This window comes from Gemmatimonadota bacterium (assembly GCA_040388625.1).
Lineage (GTDB): Bacteria > Gemmatimonadota > Gemmatimonadetes > Gemmatimonadales > Gemmatimonadaceae > Fen-1247.
The window spans coordinates 313,561-334,103 of the sequence record JAZKBK010000002.1 but is presented as its reverse complement, the minus strand read 5'-3'; the positions used below and the strand labels follow the sequence as shown (position 1 = coordinate 334,103).

Sequence of the window (20,543 nt, the reverse complement as noted above, 5' to 3'; positions counted from 1 at the left end):
ACATAGGTGCTCCTGGCCCCTCACTGATTATTGAACCGGGTTGCCATTCGTATCACGAAATACGATCGGTCCGATGTTGAGCGCTCTGATTGGCCCTTCGATTGTCTTTCTGTCTCCCACAATCAACACGGTCAGATGCGACGGGTCGATGTATTTCTCCGCCACTTGCTGGGCTTCACCCTGTGTAACCGCGCCGATCCGGTCGACAACGTGATTGTAGTAGTCGAGCGGCAGGCCATATAGCGCGACGTCACCCAGACGTGTCGCGATCTGGCCTGTGGTTTCGAACGCGCTCGGCAACTCCAGTTGAAGGTAGCGCTTTGTCTTGCTCAGCTCCGTCGCTGGGATCGTATCCCGAATGGCCTTCAATTGCTGCATGAAATCTACTAGCGCGGAATCCGACTTCGCCGATACAATCTCCGCCGACGCGACGAACAGCCCGCCATGCTTCCGCATGTCGAACCTGGACGACGCGCCATACGTATAACCCTTGTCCTCACGCAGCACCTGGTTCAGACGGCTGGTGAACGACCCACCGAGCGCCGTGTTCATCACCTGGATCGGGAAGTAGTCGGCCGTAGACCGCGCCACCCCCACGGAGCCGATCCTGAACGACGACTGCGCGGCACCGGGCTTGTCTATCAGATAAATCGTCGTCGCCAGCGCAGGAAGGCCAGCACCCACATCTGTAGTTGGTACAGTCTCGCGCGCCCATCCGCTGAACAACGCGCTCACCTTCTGTTCAACCTCCGCCGGCGTTACATCGCCTACGGCAACGAGCGTCGCACCATTCGGAGCGAAATGGTGGTGGTAGAAAGTGCTGAGATCCGTCACGGTCATTGCACCCACCGACGCATCCGTGCCTACCACCGAACGACCGTAAGGATTGTCCTTTCCGTACAGAAGCGTTGGATACACAAGGTTCGCTATCGCTGGACCTCTGTCCTTCAACTGGAGCAGCGCGGTCAGTCGCTCCTGCTTCACACGCGCAAACTCGGTCGGTGGGAACGACGGGTGCAACGCTACGTCTGCGAACAACGCGAGCGCACTGTCCAGTTGCGCTGTTGGTGTCGACAGTCGAACCGTCGTCGCGTCCCATCCGCTCGAGCTGAACAACGAGATGCCCAGATAAGCGGTTTGATCCGCGATCTGCAGCGCACTACGACTGGTCGTCCCTTCCGTCAGCATGTTCGCGACGAGATCCGCGGCACCGGCCCGATCCGCCGGATTCGCTGTCGCCCCGGAAGGAATCACGAGAACGAAATCAGCTACGGGCAGATTGTGGCGCTCTACAACCATCAGCTTGAGTCCGTTCGCAAGCTCACGCACCACGACAGGCGGTATGTGCAACGCCGGGGGAGGACCAAGCTCCGGCGGCTTGCTGCGATCGACCGGCGCCTGCGCCATCACCGGCATGGTCGCCGCGAGTACGACGAGGATCGCTCCTGCGATGGTGCTCGGGATACGATATCTCATCTGGACCCTCCCCCTCCCTTGACCATCAGTGCTGTCATCCCGTCTGGCACAACCGTCAACACGACTTTCGGCTTGCCGAGGTACATCCGTGCAACACGTTGAACGTCAGCTCTGGTCACAGCGTCATATCTGGCTGCATCACGTTGCACATAGTCCGGATCTCCCACGAAGTAATTGTACTGATTCAACAGCTCGGCTTTGCCGAGATCCGTGGCAAGCGATCTGAGAAAATCGGACCGCGTGGAGTTCTGCACACGCGCCAGTTCGCGCGCGGTTATTCCGTCCTTTTGCAGCTTGACGAGCTCCTCACGAACCAGCGAGTCGATTCTGGCCGGTGCAATTCCCTTTCTCGGTGTCACGATGATCTGGAAGTAACCCGCCAGATGCTCGCCGTTCTGATATGCATTCACATCCTGGGCGATCTGCATGTCGTAAACGAGCCGCTTGTACAGCCGCGAGTTCTTGCCCTCAGCTAGTACCGAGGCAAGCACGTTCAGCGCCGCGTCATCGTGCGCGAAGTTTTTCACCGACGGCCAGGTATAGTACACCCGTGGGAGCTGAACCCTGTCCTGCAACACCAGAAATGTGTCACGCGGGATCACAACCGGTGCCGGCGATGGCCTCGACGGAATCTGTGGACCACGCGGGATGTCACCGAAGTAATGCTTCACCAACGCCTTCGCCGAATCGATGTTGAAATCCCCGGCGATAACCAGTGTCGCGTTGTTCGGTGCGTAATACGTCCTGAAGAAATTCTTGACGTCCGCGAGCGTCGCCGCAGAGAGATCCGCCATCGACCCGATCACAGGCCACGAATACGGATGGCCTTTCGGATACAACGCTGCCAGAATCGTTTCGTCCGACTTTCCGTACGGCACGTTGTCCACACGTTGGCGGCGTTCATTCTTCACCACGTCCCTCTGCAAATCCACCTTCGCGCTGTCCAGAGCCGGAAGCAGGAAGCCCATTCGATCGCTATCGAGATACAGCGCCAGGGGGAGTGCGTTCGACGGCATCGTTTCGTAATAGTTCGTACGATCCTCTGTGGTCGAGCCGTTGTTGTTCGCGCCCGCACCTTCCAGAAGCTGGTCGAACTGTCCGGTAGGCACGTGCTGCGACCCCATGAACATCAGATGCTCGAAGAGATGTGCGAACCCTGTATGACCTGGCTTCTCGTCCCCCGAACCGACATGATACCACGTATCCACCGCTATCATCGGCGTCGTGTGATCCTGATGAAGGATCACCTCCAACCCGTTTGGCAGCGTGTACTTCTCGAATGGAATGCGCGGTATGGACTGCGCACCACCCGTCGCAGCAAACACCACTGCGGCGGCGGTAGCCACAGAGAGCAGCCGTAGAGCGGCGTACCGGGATCTTACCATGTCAGACCGTTCGCTTTACACGGGGTTCCGGGCATTCTACCATGTACCCCTTCGCAGTTAGCGCTGTCTTGAAGACGTCCTGTACGTCCGCCTCTCCGTGCACCAGAAATATTTCGCTCAGTTGGGGCGATGTCGCCTTCACACCGTCGATCCATGCTGTCAGCTCCGCCCGATCGGCGTGGGCGCTGTACCCATCGATGATCTTCACCTCGGCCCGCAATGGAATATCATCCCCATAAATACGCACCGTAGGCGGGCTCGCCTCGATTCTCCTGCCAAGCGTTCCCTCGGCCTGATAACCCACGAATAGAATCGTGTTCTTGGGATCCCCAGCCCCCTGCACCAGATGGTGCAGGATGCGGCCTGCTTCCACCATTCCCGACGCGGCGATGATCACCATTGGCCCGTGCGCTGTGTTCAGCGCCTTTGACTCCTCCACGCTCCGCGTGAAGTGCACCTGCGGAAACTGGAATAGGTTCTTCGCCTTGTTCACCAGATCTTCCGTGTGGTCGAACACCTCCGGATGCAGCTCGAATACCGTGGTGGTGTCGGTCGCGAGCGGGCTGTCCACGTAAATCGGAATCGGGGGAATCGCCCCCTCCCGTGAAAGTCCATTCAGGTTGTAGAGCAGCTCCTGCGTGCGCCCGACGGCGAACGAGGGAATCAGAACCCGGCCGCCACGCGCTGCCGTATCCCGCACGACCGCGGCAAGCTGAGCCCGTGCGTCGACTACGGTCTCATGATCACGGTTGCCGTACGTCGATTCCATGATCACAACGTCCGCCCCCTCCGGCACTACCGGGTCACGAATGATCGACAGACCGGGCCGGCCGATGTCACCGGAGAACACCAGCCGCCTTGTCTTCCCGTGCTCGGTGATGTCCAGCAGCACCGATGCCGAGCCCAGAATGTGGCCGGCGTCGATGTATGTGCACCGCACTCCCGGTACGACGTCGAAGGTCTTGTTGTACGGGATCCCGATAATCAGATCCTGCGTCCGCACTGCATCCTGCATCGTGTACAGCGGCTCTACGAACTGCTTGTGGTTCTTCGCCAGATGTTTGGCGTCGCTCTCCTGTATGTGCGCCGAGTCGGCCAGCATCACCGCACACAGGTCCCGGGTCGCCGACGTCGCGAATATGCTCTTGGAATAGCCCTTTCGAACCAGGTATGGCAGTCGCCCGGAATGGTCGATGTGCGCATGCGACAACACCACGGCATCGATCTCCGCTATCGCCACGGGCAGTGTCTTGTTCTTCGCGGTGGATTCGCTCCGCCGCCCCTGGAACATTCCGCAGTCCAGAATCACGACCTTGCCGTTCACGCGCAGAATGTGGCACGACCCGGTAACCTCCCGGGCTGCGCCGTAGAACTCGATTTCCATATTTAGTGGCTAGTTGGTACTAATTGGGGGATCGGTCAGCCCTCGGCTGACCTGCAGAATATCAGAACCAGCTGGTCTTTGTCCTGACTTATGAGCGCAGGCTCCCAGCCGCCACGGATCCGCTCGTTGAGCAGATCTGTCAGGGTATCTTCATTCTCACGCGTGTGGCGCGTAAGCTTGACCACTACTGCCTGATATTCTTTCATTGGAATTATGGAGTTTTCGAACCTCACTATTATCCGTCACCCGCTGGTCCTCCACAAGCTCACGCTGCTTCGGGACAGGCGCACACCCACCAAGATCTTCAAGGAATTGGTGGATGAGATAGCGACCCTGATGGCTTACGAAGCTACCAAGGATCTCGGTATCGAGCCCCGGGAAGTGGATACGCCCCTGGAGCACACGACGGGTCACCATATAAGTGGCAAGAAGCTCACACTCGTTCCAATCCTGCGCGCCGGCCTGGGAATGGTTGAGGGAGTTCTCCGACTCGTCCCGTCGGCACGCGTGGGCCACATCGGCCTCTACCGCGATCACGAGACTCTCCAGCCCGTCGACTACTACTTCAAGATTCCCGGCGATGCCGCCGAGCGCGATTTCTTTCTTCTCGATCCGATGCTCGCAACCGGCGGGAGCGCAGTCGCCGCAGTCTCGTCACTCAAGAGAACCGGCGCAACACGTATTCGCTTCCTCTGCCTCGTCGCGGCACCGGAAGGGGTCCAGAAACTCCTCGACTCACATCCGGACGTGCAGGTCTACGCAGCATCGCTCGATCGCGAGCTGAATTCCGTGGGTTACATACTTCCCGGTCTGGGCGACGCAGGAGACAGACTCTTCGGCACGCGCTGAACGCACGCCGAAGCCAGCTGTACCAAAGCCGATCCTAGGCAAACCACTCGCGAGGATCGGCTTGCTGTCGCCGCGCTGCCTCTATCACCCACCGTTGCGCGACCGGATCGGTAATCTCGTCCGGCACCAGATCGAACCACGCATTCGCCTGCGTCAGGTCACCAATGCGACGCCACAGCTCGCCGACCAGATACACGAGAACTGCACGATCTTCACGTGGAACCGTATCGTAGAATTCCAGGGCCTGCTCGAATGACCACGCCGCCAGCCGCCTGAAATACCGCTCCGCTTCGATGTCGCTTTCGTCCACGCAACACCAGGCGGCACGCAGCCACAAGTCACCGATGTAACGTTGGTCGGCGCTCTGCCACTGCGCCACCTTGGCCGCGGCTTCGTACTTCTCCGATCCAGTCACCGCTCCATGAGCATGCGGCGATAGCTCGCTCCACACTCGCTCCCGCACGAGCGGGCTGATATCGGTCTGATCGGTAAAATCTCGCTCCGCGCCGGAGTAGCCGCATCGGTCGCACATGTGCACCTGATACGCCCATGGCTGCGCCCCAGCCGCACGTTCATGAAAATCCGTTCGCTTGCCACCAAACCAGTTGGTGGACACCACCGTCTCGGACGGAAACTCATGGCTACATGATGGACACCGCAGCTCGATCTTGCGCAATGCAGTCATAGGATCTTCAATCGCCTCCCCTGTGGGCACGTAAGGAATTTCTGTGCCAAGGCGCGGATTTGATCGTCACTGCCGCCAGCCGATACTCGACGGGACGATCGGCAGCTCGAGAATATTCGCCGAGTTGGCCGTTTACTCTTGTTGTGCATTTCCCAACGCGGTATTTTCTTGGCGCCGATGCTGATCAACTTGCTCCCCGATTTTTTCGCTGTCATAGACAGCTCAGATCGCGTCGCAGCTTATCTGCGCTACTTCGAAGCGCATCGCCGAATACTGGAGTCGTACTGGACGAACTACGTCCTCGATCCCGAAGGCCCGCACTTCCAGGAAGTAGTTCGAGCTACGACCCACGCTAATCGCGATGACCTCCGTGCCATGCTCGCACGCATCGATGTCGTCGCACTGGCTCGTCTCGCCGAGACCGAAAGCCGGCGAGTCCTCGAAGCCGACGTCGACACCGATGTCGTCCTCATGGTCGGTGTCGGTGCAGCGAACGCAGGTGAACTCGTCGTCGGTGGCCGCGGAATGGCATTCATCGCCCTCGAGCATTTCACCGGACAACCCAATCCCGATACGAGCGCTCTGGGTCTCGAGCCGGAGCTGATTCCCCTCTGGCTTGCACACGAGATCGCGCACGCAGTCCGGTACACGTCGCCCACCAGCCAGAGTGAGATGCGCCAGCTCATCACGGAAGCCGGCGGATACTACGACTACTGGGAAACCGGCCGACGCGCATCGCTCCGCGAGCTCATAGTCAACGAAGGCCTCGCCGTGCAGACCAGCCGAATCGTCAGTCCCGGCCACGCAGCCTGGGAATACTTCGGCTACGCCCGCAAGGAATACGCTCGAGTACGCGAAGCAGAGCCCTTCATAATGCGCACCGTAGCCAAGCATTTCGACCGGGCGGGACTTGGTCTACGGCTGCGCTATCTATCCGGGGGAATGAGCGACGACGCACGTACCGTCGATCGTAACGTCATCCCCGAACGCAGTGGCTACTTCGTCGGAGCTCGCCTTACCGACGCAGCCGTCAACAGTCGCGGCCTCGCCTGGGCGATCCGCGCAGACGCGTCACAGATTGCGGCCGCGGCCGCAGGCCAGCAGTCGTCCGCCGCAAGCGCCTGACCTGACATCCATCATGGCAGCTTGGCTTGCATCGCTGCCAGACCCCAGCGCCAGCCCGCAGCGCTGATGTCCGACTTCCGCCCGCGTTCCAACTCCGAGATACTCGATGCAGCATTCGAGATCTACCGACGCCACTTCACGGTCTTCATAGCGATCAACGTCCTGGCAGCAGTACCCTGGGCCGTCTCGTCCTATTTTGGCCAGACAGCGGTCTTGCTGCAGCAGACGGACGGGCTATTCACTTCCGCACTCATCCGCTTCGCTGGCGTCCTCGTATCGCCTTTCGCCGAGGGCGCCATCGCTTGCGCCACCTCGGCTGCATACCTCGGTAATCAGGTCGATTTCGAGCAGTCCGTGCGCGCAGCGTTCAGCCACCCCGGCAGACTGTTCGTCGCCATGATCACCAAGTGGATTCTCATCGGCTTCGGTCTCGTCCTCTTCATAGCACCCGGACTTGTGGTCTTCAAACGCTACTTTGCGCTTCCCATGACCGTATTGTTCGAGGATAACAAGGTCGGTGACGCCATGTCGCGCTCGCGCGAGCTCGCCAATGGCAATGGCACTCGCATATTCGCCCTCCTCGGCGGAGTCTTTCTCTTTGTGCTCATCGCAACGGGCATATTGCTGCAACTCGTTCAGGCTTTCGCGCACAGCGCAGCAGCTACCGCCATCGCTACTCTCGTGCTGACTACCGCGATATCGCCGTTCTCCAGCATCGTCGCGACTCTGCTGTACTACGACATCCGGATACGCAGAGAAGGCTATGACATCGAGCTCATGGCACAGGCCCTCGGAGCACCGCAGTTGCATCCGGCATCCTGATTCAATATTAGTATCTAATCGATACTAATGGGCCCGCTCGATAACGCCGCCATCGCGGATACAGTCGCCGCCGTCTTCCGCAGCAGCACCTTCGCCGGTCGTGGCTCTGTTTCCATCAGAGAGTTGATCGCACAATGGATATGGAATCTGGTTCTTCGATTCTTTGGCTTTGCCCAGAGTCATCCGGCGGTCGGCATCGTATTTCGCATCGCCCTCGGATTGTCCCTGCTGGCCATACTCGCTCGCATCGTGTATGGCCTCCTGCTGCGTTTCGCACCATCCACAATCGGATTGCGGAGGTCCGAGTCCAACCGCGGCACCGATTGGTGGGCCACCGCACAGACGCTCGCCGCGCAGAACGACTATACCGGCGCAGCACACGCTCTCTATCTCGCGCTCATAGGGGCAGCCGCACGCCGCGGACTCGTGTCCCTCCATGAATCCAAGACCACAGGCGACTACCTGCGCGAGCTTCGCAGAAAGCCAGGCGCGATCGACCTGCCGCGCTTCACCGACTTCACACGCTCGTACGAAACGGTGATCTACGGCATTGGCATCTGCGATCGAGACCGCTTCACCACACTCAACACGCTGGCAGGTAGCCTCCTGCAAGCTCCTCCATCGAAGTCCGCTGCGAATGCTGCCCTGGACGGTACCGGTAATACCGCACCCGGTCTCGGACAATGAGCGACGCGCCATCCATCACCGGATTCAAGACACGAGCTGGCGGTAGTCTATTTACGGCTGCCCGCGTTCTCTCCGCTGTAGCAATCCTGCTGGTCATCTTTGTCCTCTTCGCTCCACAGGAACGAGAAGATGTGGGAACGGCGTACAGCTCCCAGGCCGTAGGAGCGGGTGGCGTCAGAGCGCTCTACGAAACGCTGGGCCGGCTCGGCTTCATCACGAGTCGCAACGAAAAGCCGCTCACTTCACCCGCCACCCTCGATTCGACCTCGGCTTACGCTCTCATACAACCCGCGCAACCGCTCACGACGATCGAGCAGGCGCAAATTCTGGCGGCAGTGCGTCGCGGTATGGTTCTCCTATTCACCCCGGACGACGACGAACTCACCGATTCGCTGGGCTTCGAGCTGAATTCAGCGCCGAGTGGATTCTACACATTGAGCCGAACAACCGTCGCCGGAGGTAATCCACCGACTCCGGCAATACAGGATCCACGCGCTGCCTTTCAGGCTGCCTTTCCCATATCTGTGACCGTCGCGTCGAAATCCAAGTCGGACAACCAGACATTCCTCTGGCTCCAGTCATTGCGCGACGGCGATGGCGCAAAAGCCGACTCGGCTCTGCGACCGGCATTGGTGCTCGGGCACCGACTTGGTCAGGGCTATGTGATCGCCGTCGCGCCGGCCGAGATCCTGATGAATCAGGTCATGCGTAACCCGCAGGCAGCCATCGCGATCGTGCGCGCACTCCAGTTCGCGAATGGCTCCGGATCTTCCCCGAAACGGCCTGGGAGTGTCGTCTTCGACGAATATCATCACGGCTTCGGAATTCACGCCGACATGCCAGCTGCCATCTCGCATGCGCTCACAGATACCCCGTTAGGACGGGTAACGCTTGGGATCGTCGCCGCTGCCCTGGTGCTTCTCCTTGCGTTCGCCGTGCGACCGCTTGGACCGTTACCGGTGCCTCTGATCTCGCGTCGCTCCCCGCTCGAGCACGTTGGCGCACTCGCGCATGCTTATTCGCAGGTCGATGCGCGTAGTCTCGGTACCGGCATGCTGGTCCGCGGCCTCCGGCGGCGCCATTCGCTTGGTCTGCCTCGATCGGTATCGAATTCGACCTATCTGTCGGCACTACGGGACCGGCTACCGGCGACGTCCCCGGATATCGATCGCATAGCGACGGCTCTTGTACCAGATTCCCCGAACTCATCAGACCATCTCGCCGCCGTCGGCGCTGCGGTCGCGAACATCGAGAGGGCATTTCGAGAGTGACTGATCTCACCGCTACATCCGCCGCGCTCCAGCGCATTCGCGATACCGTCGCAGCCCGTGTCCTTGGCCAGGAAGACGTGATCGATCAGATCCTCGCCGCATTCGTTGCCCGGGGACACATTCTGCTCGAAGGCGTTCCCGGCACGGCGAAGACATTGCTTGTTCGAGTACTCGCCGGCGCATTGGATGTGCGCTTCGGACGTGTTCAGTTCACGCCCGACCTCATGCCATCCGACGTGGCTGGCGTGAGTGTCTATCAGGAATCGTCGCGCGCGTTCGAGTTTCGTCCAGGCCCGATATTCACCGATCTCCTCCTGGCGGATGAGATCAACCGCGCCCCTGCCAAGACTCAGTCGGCTTTGCTCGAAGCGATGCAGGAACGGCAGGTCACCGTCGATGGTGTGACGCATTCACTCGGTGACATGTTCAGCGTATTTGCGACGCAGAACCCCGTGGAATACGAAGGCACCTACCCACTCCCGGAAGCGCAGCTGGACCGTTTTCTCGTCAACGTGCGAATCGGCTATCCGGCAAAGAGCGCCGAGCTCGCAATGCTCGAGAACTATTCCGAAGGATTCGACGCGGAACGTACGAGTACATTCATGCCCACGCCCGTCGTGACAGGTGCGGAAGTGTCACACCTTCGCATGATGACGGATAGCGTCAATGTGACGGTCGACGTCCGCGAATACATCACCGACATCGTACGAGCCACGCGCGAGGATACGTCACTGACACTTGGAGCATCGCCACGCGCGGCAGTCGCACTTTTCCGTATCGCGCGGGCCGCTGCGCTCGTGGCAGGCCGCGACTTCGCCACCCCTGACGACGTGAAACAGCACGCACTTCCAGTGTTGCGTCACCGCATTCTTCTCGCTCCCGAGCTGCAGGTCGAGGGTCGCTCGACAGACGACGTGATTACGGCGATCCTCGCACGAGTGCCTGCACCGCAATGAGTCCTGCGCGGGTCCGTCCAGCCAGAGTGCACCTGCGATGATTCTATCGCGGTTGTTTGGCCGTATCGCCCGGCCATTGCGCTCGCTGGCGAGGTATGCTCCCACGCCGAGACTGGCATTGGTGGTAGCGATAACTGCACCGGTCTGGATCTTTTCCTCGAGCACGGCTGGTCAGGTAGTCGCGACTGCAGTAACTGCAATCGTCGCGATCGCAGCCCTTGTCGATGCACTACGGATTCCCGGCGCACGTTACGTGAAGCTGACGCGTGATTTCCCGGCCACGATCGGTGTCGGTGACAGCAGAATGGGAACATGCACGATCACGTCGTCGTGGCCTGGCCCACTGAGCGTCTTCATGACTCAGCAACTTCCCTCGGCGCTCCTTGCCACCAACCTCGACGCAAAAGAGATGGAAGTCGGTCCGGGTAGCTCGGTTCTTACCACTCTTACGGTTACAGGACGAGCCCGCGGCACGTTCCCGCTCGGCCCGGTTGCAATCACCATCTCTGGCCCGTGGAAGTTAGTCCGGCGCTCGGTGATTTATTATCCAAGTGATACTATTTCGATAATCCCGTCCATGGCTAACGCTGGCCGGTATCGTCTCCTCGCTGCGCAGTACCGCGTGAGAACCGCGGGCCAGCGTGTGATACGTCGGCGCGGTGCAGGAACATCGTTCGCCAATCTCCGCGACTATGTACCGGGCGATGACCCGCGCCGCATCGACTGGAAGGCGACCGCGCGCCGTCACCGCCTCATCTCGCGCGAGTTCACGGTGGAGCAGGGCCAGACCATCATGATCGCGATCGACTGCGGCAGAATGATGACTCAGCTCGCCGGCGACAGACCGCGCTTCGAGTATGCTCTCGCGTCAGCACTGACTCTTGCGGATATCGCTCTCTCCACCGGCGATCGCGTCGGTCTCATTGTCTTCGACTCGCTTGTCCGCCGTTACATCGCGCCGACGCGCGCGCCCGGCACCCTCGGTGCCCTCCGGGACGCATTGACCGGCGTCACGGCAACGATGACGGAACCGGATTACGCAGCTGCATTCCGTACCCTCACCGAGCGCAATCGGCGCCGCTCACTCATTGTCCTCTTCACCGATGTGATAGACGTTCGATCTTCACGCGCCGTGATAGCACTGACTGCAAGAAGCGCCGAACGTCATCTTCCGCTGGTCGTGGCCTTGCGCAATGAGCAGCTGGTTCTGGCCTCCGTTCCATCGCCGGATGCCAGTGACGAGCAGACCTACGAGAGCGCCGCCGCCGAGGAGCTTCTCTCCGCACGGGACGAAGCGCTTCAGATCATGCGCCAGGCCGGAGTCGCAGTCCTCGATACAGCGCCCAGGGGCATGACTGCTGCTCTGATCAATCGCTATCTGGAAATCAAGGAACGCTCGACGCTTTGACCCGCCGTCCCAGCGACAGATAGCCGAGCATCAAAAGCGCCGTCACACCGGAGATCGTGAGCTTCCAGGTCAGCGGCCATACTCGCGGCGACACCAATCCCTCCAGTGTTCCCGCAACGATCAGTAACAGAGTCGACGCTGCAATGAGATCGATTGCACGCCTTCCATTTTCCACCAGCGCGTCTCGTCGGGTTCTATTGAGCGGAAGCAGAATTCCCTTGGCGATCAGCAACCCACCACCACCGGCGATGCAGATTGCGCTCAGCTCGAGAACACCGTGTGGCGCTATGAACGCAAAGATGAGTCTCGCCACACCGCGCGATGCAAACAGGCCGACGCCGCTTCCAATTGCGACACCGTTGAATACGAGCATGAGGATCGTTCCGATTCCTGCCGTCAACCCCATCGCGAATGTGAGATACGTCACCGTCACATTGTTCGAGATGATCCTGCTTGCTACGACTGGCCGAATCTCCTCTGGTATGGATACATACCCTTCGCCGCGCTTTTCTCGCTCACTGCCCATCGTCGCTCTGCTTATCATCTCATCTGGCAGGATCCGGCTGGCAATTGCCGGATTCTGAACGATGCTGGTGTACGCGGCGGCGGCTGGCCCGAACAGCAACAGCGCAGCCAGCGCGATAGGCCTCCATGACCTTCGTACTTCCGACGGCACGGTGTCCGTCATGTAATCAAAGACCGTTGCGATGGTGCGCCCACGCTGGCGGTACAACAGATTGTGCCCACGCGCAACCAGACGACTCACGTAGAACAGAGACTCGTTGTTGCGGCCGCGGCTCGCAGTCTGAAGGCGCGCCAGATCGGTCGTCATCTCCCTGTAGCGCGCGACAAGAGCCGATACGTCTTCGGGCGCCATTCGTGATAGCCGCTTCTTGTATGCGGCATCGAGCGCAGCTGCGAAATCATTCCAGCGTTTGAGGCCCAATGCGACAATTGCGTGCTGCTCTCGCTGAGCGCCGGTATCGCTTCGTGACGCAACACCACTTGCCCTTGTATCTCGTTCGGATTCATACAACCGCACGAGCGCGCCCCTCGGCGACGTTGCTGATGGCAGATGCTCCGCAAACCTGGCCGCCAGCTGCGCGACAATGACGTCCCTGTGCGCCGGGTCAAGTGTGCCGCGCCGTTCGATATAACGCTCGAGCACCGAGTACTCGTCATCGCTGAGGCGGGCAAACAAGTTGCGATCCCGTGCGGTCGCGGGCAACGGCGCGGAGCGAGCCTGCACCCGCTCCTCCTTCACGACGAACGTGCCGGCGACGATGTCCCCAAGCCGCTTGCGCGAGCTGTTCATGAGCGCGACGACGATTGCGACGAGATAGACTCCAAATGCATCGACGACGCGTAGTAGATTCCGCACCGCAGACGCACCGAACGTGACCGAAAAACCCCCGTCACGAACGACACGCAGCTTCATGATCCTTTTACCAGGAGTCTGGCCATCCCAGATTCCCTCGAATATCACGTAGTAGCCCCACATTATCACGAACTGCGCGATGAAATAGAATGCGAGCACCCATGCCGATGACGGAGGTGCCTTCGCCAGCCGGGGCCCCATGTGATTGGCTGCGATCAGCAGTATCACGGTCAGTCCAACGAGTATCGCCAGGGTGATCAATGTGTCGATCGCCGCTGCAGCACCGCGTGATCCTATCCCGGCAATGGAGTAGGATAGAGCGATCTGCTCCGGAGTCTCCACCTCCAGCGAGATGTCCAGGCTCGATGCCGGCACAAACGGTGGGTTTGTTGCAATCGGTGCGGAAGTTGTCATTTGCCCACGCAGAAAGTTCGGAAGAGACGATCCAGAACGTCCTCCACGTCGATTGTGCCCGTTACGTCCGCCAGCGCGTTGACGGCACTGCGAAGATGCACCGCCGCGATCGACGCTGGCAATGCTTTATCTTCAATCGCGGCTGCAAAGGCGACCATTTCCTCACGTGCCTGTTCCACACAAAAACGCTGCCGCTCTCGCGTAAGGATGGGAGCATCCAGTGGCGCTCTTCCGTAGCGCTCGGATACCACCTCCGTGACCCTGTCGAGAAGCTCGCGTATGCCCTGTCCAGTTGTTGCGCTTACGGTGTTCACGTCGACAGAGTGTGCGAGATCACCCTTCGTCCGCACCGGGATCACCGGCGCATCCGTCAGCTGTGATACAGCGGTCGTTGTCCGTAACACGCCGTCGGCACTGTCACCGCATGCGAGCACGGCATCCGCCGATGCGAGATATCGCGTTGCGACCTCGATCCCGAGTTGCTCGACGGCGTCCGTCGTTTCGCGCAAGCCCGCCGTGTCCACCAGGCGAATCGGCCACGGGCCGGCATCGAGCACGGCCTCGATCGCATCCCTGGTTGTCCCGGGAATCTCGGTTACGATGGCACGCGACCGGCCCAGCATTGCATTGAACAACGATGACTTCCCCGCGTTTGGCGCCCCCGCGATTACAACCAGTGCCCCGTTCCGCACCAGCTCCCCCGCCGGTGCCGTCGCGAGCAGATCGTTCAGCGATGCGATGACGCTTGCCGTCGCCACAGTAATTCTCGACTTCGGAATCGGGCCGTCGTCCTCTTCCGGAAAGTCGATGTCGTATGCAAGGAGCGCTTCCAGACCGATCACACGGTCGCGTAGCTCCTCGATCCGCCGCGACAAGCCGCCGTCGAGCTGAGTCATCGCCACTCGCTGCATTGCGCGCGAAGTGGAATCGATCAGATCCCCGATCGCCTCTGCCTGTACCAGATCGAGCTTGCCGTTCAGCACCGCCCGGCGCGTGAATTCGCCCGGTAGTGCAACGCGCGCCCCTGAGGCAACGAGTGCAGCCAGCACCAGCGTCGGTACAGTCGTACCGCCATGTGTGGCGATCTCGACCACATCCTCGCCGGTGAACGACGCTGGACCCACGAACGTGGTGACAAGCGCCTCGTCCAGGACGTCGCCATCCCGGTCTCGTATGGTGCATAACGTTGCCTGGCGCTGATTTGCCGGCCACGTTGCCACGTGACGCTTCACGATCGTGAACGCGGCCGGCCCGGAAATGCGAATCACGGCGATGGCACCCCTTCCGTGAGCCGTCGCCTCTGCTGCAATCGTGTCTTCTTCGCCGCTACTCAAGCAGACGGCGACGGCACTTGCAGGGACTCCCCGGGTTCGAGAATGCGCACGTCTGTACCACGTGCATGCGTCTCGACATGCTCCCGCATTTCACGTATCGCATCATATGCCGACGCGGTCACATGGTTGAACGTCCCCCAGTGATAGGGAATCAGGTATCGCGCATCGAGTCGCTCGAACAGCGTCAGCGCACCCAGGCTTGTAAGGTGTCCCTTGTTGAAGCTCTTAGCCTTCCACGCGGGTGCGTACCCAATCGGAAGCAGCGCGACATCCAGTTGGCGCCCCTTCAGCTCGCGCTCCACGAGCGCAGTCGTATCCTCCGCAAGCGCGGTATCGCCAGCAAAGAACACGCTCTCGCGATTAGTAGCGACTAGATACATATTAGCCTGCTTGCGCCACCGATCTATCACGTACCGGTTGCCGGAGTGAGTTGCCGCCTCCACCTGTACCGTAAGGCTTCCACTTGTAAGTGACTCGCCAGGCCCGAGCTCGATCGCATTCGTCACTCCATGCCGGCGGATCCATCGCGCAACGGGAGGTGGGGCGTAGAGCGGTACGGATTTGATTTCAGCGAGCGACCGGAACGACAGATGATCGGCATGTGCATGCGTCAACAGAATCATGTCCAGCTTCGGTAGCTTGTCGATCGCAATTCCCGGTGCACTTACCCGAGCCAGAAACCGCCCCAGTGCTGGATCGAAATTGGGGTCGGTAAGAATCGTCTTCCCGCCAATCTCGATCAGCAGAGTCGCATGCCCGATGTACGTGATGCGCATCTCTTAAGCTACACCAACCACACGCCGATCCGGTACGCCCGCGTAGGGCGCGGATAAATCCGCGCCTGGCCCATTTCGGCGTAATTGGATCTGGATGTCCACCGATGTATCCGCGCCGGGCGCCCTTCAGGCGCTACGCAGCTGGATACGCAGATCGATGCTACCCCTTGCCCTTTCCCTTCGCTTTGCCCTTCGCTAGCGCAGGTGTCGCCGGTGTCGCCGCGACTTCCTTTGCCCCGGCAGCAGCTTTTGGCTTGCTCATCCCGCGCGTCCGTGACAGGTGCCACTGCTGTGGCAGGGTCGCAAGGTTCTGAGTCGCGTAATACAGGTTGAGTCCCGCAGCCTCTCTGTAGAGAAAGAGCGTGAACATCGCCGGCATTATGTAGCTCATCATCTTCGCCTGCGGATTCGGCGGTGTGTTCCGCATTCCCATCCATGAGATGAGATACATTGATGCGCCCATCAGCAACGGCAGAATGTAGTACGGGTCACGCACCGACAGGTCGCTCATCCACCAGAACGGAACTCCGCGAAATTCGATCGTGTTCCTGAACACGAAGAACAACGCGAGCAGAATCGGCATCGGCAATAGCGATGGAAGACATCCGAGCAGCGGCGAGAGCGGATTCATCCCGTGGCTCTGGTACACCTTCATGATTTCCGTCCGTTGCTTCTCCGGATCGTCCTTGAACTTGTCCTGCACGGCCGTCAGTTCCGGCTGCAGGATCTGCATCTTGATCGATGTCTTCATCGACGTCTGATACAGCGGCCACATCAGCAGACGGATGAGAAGCCCGAGTGCGATGAGAACCAGCCCATAGCTCAGATTGAGCGCGCTGTGCATCCACAGCACCAGGCGAATCACCGACGTCGCAATTGGTTGCATCAACGGCCGCACGAACGCCCAGCCGTACGGGTTCACCTGGTCGAAGTCGCGACCCAGCGCGTTGAGTTTCTTCCACTCCTGCGGACCGGCGTATATGTCGAATCCGAATGCGCCATTCGCTATCGGTATCACGACAGTACCGGAGGCACGAGTTGCGACTTTCGTCGTACGCGGCCCGCCGACGAGCGTTGCCTCGGTGAACTCCGGTCCCTTCTTGGGCGCCAGCAGTCCCACCACGAAATACTTCGACTTGGCCACGATCCACGTAACCGGTCCCTCTACCAGCTGCCTCTCACCCGGATCGAGCGAATGGAACGACACATTCCGCGCCGCCTCGCGCTTGGTGAGGAACGCAAACGCCAGCGAATTACGATCGTCGTTTGTGTCTGGTTCCGTAGCCGCAAAGGTTTGCGGCAATTGGACGATGAGATAGCTCCCTGACTTGGCGCCACTCACAGAACCCGTGACATGCGACACGAAGCTGTCCGGCACGATCGCATAATTGATCGTAACGGTCGAGCCAGCTACATCGGCGGTATACGTGACGACGTCCCCGGACCGTGCCGTCTGAAATGCAGTCCCGGACAGGTCCGTCGGCTGGCCACCATTGGTAACTAATTGGTACTTAAGTACCGGATTGCCAGCAGAGCCCAGTCGCACCTTCGCGCCATTGCTGCCACTTACACGATTGGCGTAGGTGTTCATCACCACCACGCTGGGCGCAGCGCCAACGTTGCTCATCTCGAAGGTCGCGCCACTGTCCCGTCGCGCAGCGACAGGCGCCACGATCGTTGTTTCAGCCACTGCGGCCGGAACCGATGCAGCGACTGCTGCAGAAATTGCCGCTGCCGCCTTTGTCGAATCGACCCTCGACGTCTCGGCACTTGCCTTTGCGGTTCCTGCCGGATTGTGTACCGCAGCGCTGTCAGCGCTACTGGCTGGCTTGGGTTGAGGCTTCTGAGGAAACAGAAACTGCATTCCAAAGATGACAGCCAGGGCCAGTACGATGGCGAGAACGATTCGCTTGCTTGTATCCATGAATCAGTGCGAGCTCAAGGGACCGGATCGAAGCCGCCCGGCCGAAAAGGATGACATCTCAGTATGCGCCGTATCGCCAGCCAGCCGCCTTTCAAGGCACCGTACTTGTCGATGGCCTCGATCGCGTAGTTGGAGCAACTGGGATAGTAACGACATACGGACGGCGTCATTGGCGATATGGCGAGCTGATAGAATCGGATCGGTCCGCGTAGCATCCAAACCGCCACAGACCGCCTGCGATCCGTCAAAGCTCGTTCTTTCTTCAGTGCATGATGACCGTCGGTCGGATGCTCGTGTAGATGCGTACCGGCCTCCAGACCATCATGTGATTCGTGCGACAATCCCATCTATCTCCCGCTCCAGCACCTCAAAGCTAGCCGAATAGGCCCGCGGAAGCGCGCGGAATAGCACGTCCATCGGCGGCACTGACAAAAGCACTGGAAGCACGCGCAGGCGCACGATCTCCCGTATGCGCCGCCGAAGGCGGTTCCGATCGACAATGATGTGCCCGTACTTCGGCACAACAATCCCAACCCGCGCACACGAAGACGGGGAAGCAGTGACCCGGACGTCCAGCAGTCCAGACTTCACCCGCTTCCCCGTTCGCCTGACGGACTCGATATCCGGCGCGCGTGACAAACGCTGCGCGCGAGAAAACCTCAGATGTGACGTTGGTTGTGCCGTTGAGTTCGAAAGCCGAAAACCCCTCTCTCCCGCCTCGTCTGCAGGTACGTGCTGCGACCTGTCAGCCGGCTGCTTGCTTCGCTTGCTTACGCGCCGGCGTACTTCGACGGCAACTGAACCGTCAGGCGCTTGCGACCCTTCTTGCGGCGACGTGCAAGTACTTCACGTCCCCAACGCGTTGACATACGCTCGCGAAACCCATGCGTCTTGATCCGGCGCTTATTACGCGGACGATAAGTCGGCTTACCCATATATGATCCTCAGTGCTCTAAACGGCTCTTGAACAACTTTAGCGAAAGACCGTTAAATCTAATGGCGGCAACAAGATGCAACAATAGCATAAATGTGCCGCCTCACTACGGATCCGGACCCTTGGCCGCGGGTGATTGACTTATCCACATTCGTTCCGTAGCTTCGCCTCCCCACCATATGGAATCGCTCGATCTTCTCCCCGCCGAAATCTGGTCACGCCTTCTGGAGCGCGCTCGGCGCGAGTTGCCCGAACAAACCTTCAAAACCTGGCTCGAGCCAACCGAAGCTCTCGAAATAATCGGCGACACGCTCATAGTCGGAGCCCCTGATCGCTTCGCAGCTGACTGGAACGAGTCAAAACACGCAGCCTTGCTGAGCTCGTTTGGACCAGTCGCCCTGGGCCATCCGGTCAAGGTCGCATTCCGCGTCACCGAAGAGCGCCAGGCTCGCCCCCAGATGGATTTCTTCGTAGCCCCAAAACCCGAAGAAACAGCGACACGATCGCGACCACAGCGCGCCACCGAGGCGCCACTTAACGATAGATACACGTTCGCGCAATTTGTAATCGGCAAATCCAACGAGCTCGCCGCTGCTGCCGCACATGCAATCGCCGAGGCTCCTGGAAAGATCTACAACCCGTTTTTCATCTACGGCGACACCGGCCTCGGAAAGACCCATCTCATGCAGGCCGTAGGACACGCGATCTACGAACGCGACCCGTCCACACGTATCACCTTCGTTGGAACGGAACAGTTCACCAACGAAATGGTCAACGCAATCCAGACTCGGACCAATCACGAGTTCCGGCGTCGTTATCGCGAAACAGATCTCCTTCTCATCGACGATGTGCACTTCCTGAAGGGAAAGGAGGGCACCCAGGAGGAGTTCTTTCACACCTTCAACGCGTTGTATGAGGCCGGCCGTCAGATAATCCTCACGAGTGATCGTCCTCCCTCTGACATAGCAGGACTCGAGGCCAGACTTGTAAGCCGCTTCCAGTGGGGTATGGTCGCCGATATCGAGCTGCCCGATTTCGAGCACAGAATCGCGATCCTGCAACAGAAATCTCAACAGGATGATCTCGAAACCACGATTCCGGACGATGTGATCCGTTTTATCGCGGAGCACGTGCGGTCGAGTGTCCGCGAGCTCGAAGGGTCCATAATCAAGCTGCTGGCTTACGCGTCACTCAGGCACAAACCCGTAAGCGTCGAAGTAGCCAAGGAAGCCTTACGAGACAAGCTCAAAGCTTCCGAGAGCCTGACAGCTGACACAGAACCGCTCGGTCTTACAGTCAGCGCAATTCAGGTTGCTGTCGCAAAGGAGTGGGGAACTACAGTCGACGGATTGCGGTCAAAAACGCGAACCAAGGCCCTCACAGTGCCCAGGCAGATTGCGATGTACCTGACGCGCGACCTGCTCGGCATGCAGCTTGTAGAGATTGGTGCAGCCTTCGGAGGTAGAGATCATTCGACCGTAATCCACAGCCTGGATAAAGTCGCCGAGATGATCGCTGCAGATGCAGATACCGGAACGAGAATCAGCAGGATCCGCGGACTGTTGGCATCTCTCAGGATATGAACAAACCCCTGTCAGTTATCCACGTATATCAATACGCGAACGTATTACTCCGACAGGCCCAGTGTTGACAACTGTTGAAATCAAATGTTCTCCACCAGTGTTCCACAGCGTCATATCGCTGGAACTCCATATAGAATCGATACTTACAGAGG

At 59.6% G+C, this 20,543-nt stretch carries 19 protein-coding genes; 8 read left to right on the top strand and 11 right to left on the bottom strand.

Going from position 1 to position 20,543, the window contains the following annotated elements; genetic code table 11:
• Positions 1–27 precede the first annotated feature (27 nt).
• From V4529_05205 to V4529_05190, 4 genes are read right to left on the bottom strand one after another with little or no spacing between them, the layout of a single operon-like run.
• Positions 28–1,476: a pitrilysin family protein gene (locus V4529_05205; protein ID MES2357722.1), complete on the bottom strand. Its 1,449-nt coding sequence runs from the start codon at positions 1,474–1,476 to the stop codon at positions 28–30.
• A complete protein-coding gene (locus V4529_05200; protein ID MES2357721.1) occupies positions 1,473–2,822 on the bottom strand; it encodes a pitrilysin family protein in 1,350 nt (449 codons plus the stop codon). Before V4529_05200 ends, V4529_05205 begins: the two co-directional genes overlap by 4 nt.
• A 40-nt stretch (positions 2,823–2,862) precedes the next feature.
• Complete coding sequence (locus V4529_05195; GenBank protein ID MES2357720.1) at positions 2,863–4,245, bottom strand: MBL fold metallo-hydrolase; 1,383 nt, start codon at positions 4,243–4,245, stop codon at positions 2,863–2,865.
• A gap of 35 nt (positions 4,246–4,280) precedes the next feature.
• Positions 4,281–4,451, bottom strand: coding sequence for a hypothetical protein (locus V4529_05190; GenBank protein MES2357719.1), 171 nt, complete (start codon positions 4,449–4,451; stop codon positions 4,281–4,283).
• A 7-nt stretch (positions 4,452–4,458) separates the two neighbouring features.
• Here V4529_05190 and upp point away from each other — a divergent pair, with 7 nt between their 5' ends.
• Complete coding sequence (gene upp, locus V4529_05185; protein MES2357718.1) at positions 4,459–5,094, top strand: uracil phosphoribosyltransferase; 636 nt, start codon at positions 4,459–4,461, stop codon at positions 5,092–5,094.
• 34 nt (positions 5,095–5,128) lie between these two features.
• Here the strand turns inward: upp and V4529_05180 are convergent, their stop codons facing one another.
• Positions 5,129–5,779: a DUF2225 domain-containing protein gene (locus V4529_05180; protein ID MES2357717.1), complete on the bottom strand. Its 651-nt coding sequence runs from the start codon at positions 5,777–5,779 to the stop codon at positions 5,129–5,131.
• Between the two features lie 177 nt (positions 5,780–5,956).
• On the opposite strand from V4529_05180, the gene V4529_05175 reads away from it, so the two are divergent.
• From V4529_05175 to V4529_05150, 6 genes are all read left to right on the top strand, one after another.
• Positions 5,957–6,904 (top strand): hypothetical protein, encoded by a 948-nt coding sequence (locus V4529_05175; protein MES2357716.1) that lies wholly within the window; start codon positions 5,957–5,959, stop codon positions 6,902–6,904.
• 66 nt (positions 6,905–6,970) lie between these two features.
• Positions 6,971–7,726, top strand: a complete 756-nt coding sequence (locus tag V4529_05170; protein ID MES2357715.1) for a hypothetical protein — start codon at positions 6,971–6,973, stop codon at positions 7,724–7,726.
• Between the two features lie 27 nt (positions 7,727–7,753).
• On the top strand, positions 7,754–8,413 hold the full coding sequence (locus V4529_05165) for a DUF4129 domain-containing protein (protein MES2357714.1): 660 nt from the start codon (positions 7,754–7,756) through the stop codon (positions 8,411–8,413).
• Entirely contained in the window at positions 8,410–9,684 is a 1,275-nt protein-coding gene (locus V4529_05160) for a DUF4350 domain-containing protein (GenBank protein MES2357713.1), read from the top strand. The genes V4529_05165 and V4529_05160 overlap by 4 nt, the downstream gene beginning before the upstream one ends.
• The gene (locus V4529_05155) at positions 9,672–10,640 is read left to right on the top strand and encodes a MoxR family ATPase (protein MES2357712.1); all 969 of its coding nucleotides are present in this window, start codon (positions 9,672–9,674) and stop codon (positions 10,638–10,640) included. The genes V4529_05160 and V4529_05155 overlap by 13 nt, the downstream gene beginning before the upstream one ends.
• A gap of 121 nt (positions 10,641–10,761) precedes the next feature.
• Positions 10,762–12,048 (top strand): DUF58 domain-containing protein, encoded by a 1,287-nt coding sequence (locus tag V4529_05150; protein MES2357711.1) that lies wholly within the window; start codon positions 10,762–10,764, stop codon positions 12,046–12,048.
• Here the strand turns inward: V4529_05150 and V4529_05145 are convergent.
• The 6 genes from V4529_05145 to rpmH form a co-directional block, all read right to left on the bottom strand.
• Positions 12,026–13,840: a stage II sporulation protein M gene (locus V4529_05145; GenBank protein ID MES2357710.1), complete on the bottom strand. Its 1,815-nt coding sequence runs from the start codon at positions 13,838–13,840 to the stop codon at positions 12,026–12,028. The two genes, V4529_05150 and V4529_05145, sit on opposite strands and share 23 nt — an antisense overlap.
• On the bottom strand, positions 13,837–15,174 hold the full coding sequence (gene mnmE, locus V4529_05140; protein ID MES2357709.1) for a tRNA uridine-5-carboxymethylaminomethyl(34) synthesis GTPase MnmE: 1,338 nt from the start codon (positions 15,172–15,174) through the stop codon (positions 13,837–13,839). The genes V4529_05145 and mnmE overlap by 4 nt, the downstream gene beginning before the upstream one ends.
• Positions 15,171–15,950 carry an MBL fold metallo-hydrolase gene (locus V4529_05135; protein ID MES2357708.1) on the bottom strand — a complete coding sequence of 260 codons (780 nt, stop codon included), beginning with the start codon at positions 15,948–15,950 and terminating at the stop codon, positions 15,171–15,173. Before V4529_05135 ends, mnmE begins: the two co-directional genes overlap by 4 nt.
• 160 nt (positions 15,951–16,110) lie before the next feature.
• Positions 16,111–17,874, bottom strand: a complete 1,764-nt coding sequence (gene yidC / locus V4529_05130) for a membrane protein insertase YidC (GenBank protein MES2357707.1) — start codon at positions 17,872–17,874, stop codon at positions 16,111–16,113.
• Positions 17,875–17,888: 14 nt separating this feature from the next.
• Positions 17,889–18,089, bottom strand: a complete 201-nt coding sequence (yidD, locus tag V4529_05125; protein MES2357706.1) for a membrane protein insertion efficiency factor YidD — start codon at positions 18,087–18,089, stop codon at positions 17,889–17,891.
• A gap of 555 nt (positions 18,090–18,644) precedes the next feature.
• A complete protein-coding gene (gene rpmH, locus V4529_05120; protein MES2357705.1) occupies positions 18,645–18,809 on the bottom strand; it encodes a 50S ribosomal protein L34 in 165 nt (54 codons plus the stop codon).
• Positions 18,810–18,987: 178 nt separating this feature from the next.
• Between rpmH and dnaA the strand changes: the two genes are divergently transcribed.
• Positions 18,988–20,391: a chromosomal replication initiator protein DnaA gene (dnaA, locus tag V4529_05115; GenBank protein ID MES2357704.1), complete on the top strand. Its 1,404-nt coding sequence runs from the start codon at positions 18,988–18,990 to the stop codon at positions 20,389–20,391.
• The last annotated feature ends 152 nt before the right edge of the window (positions 20,392–20,543 follow it).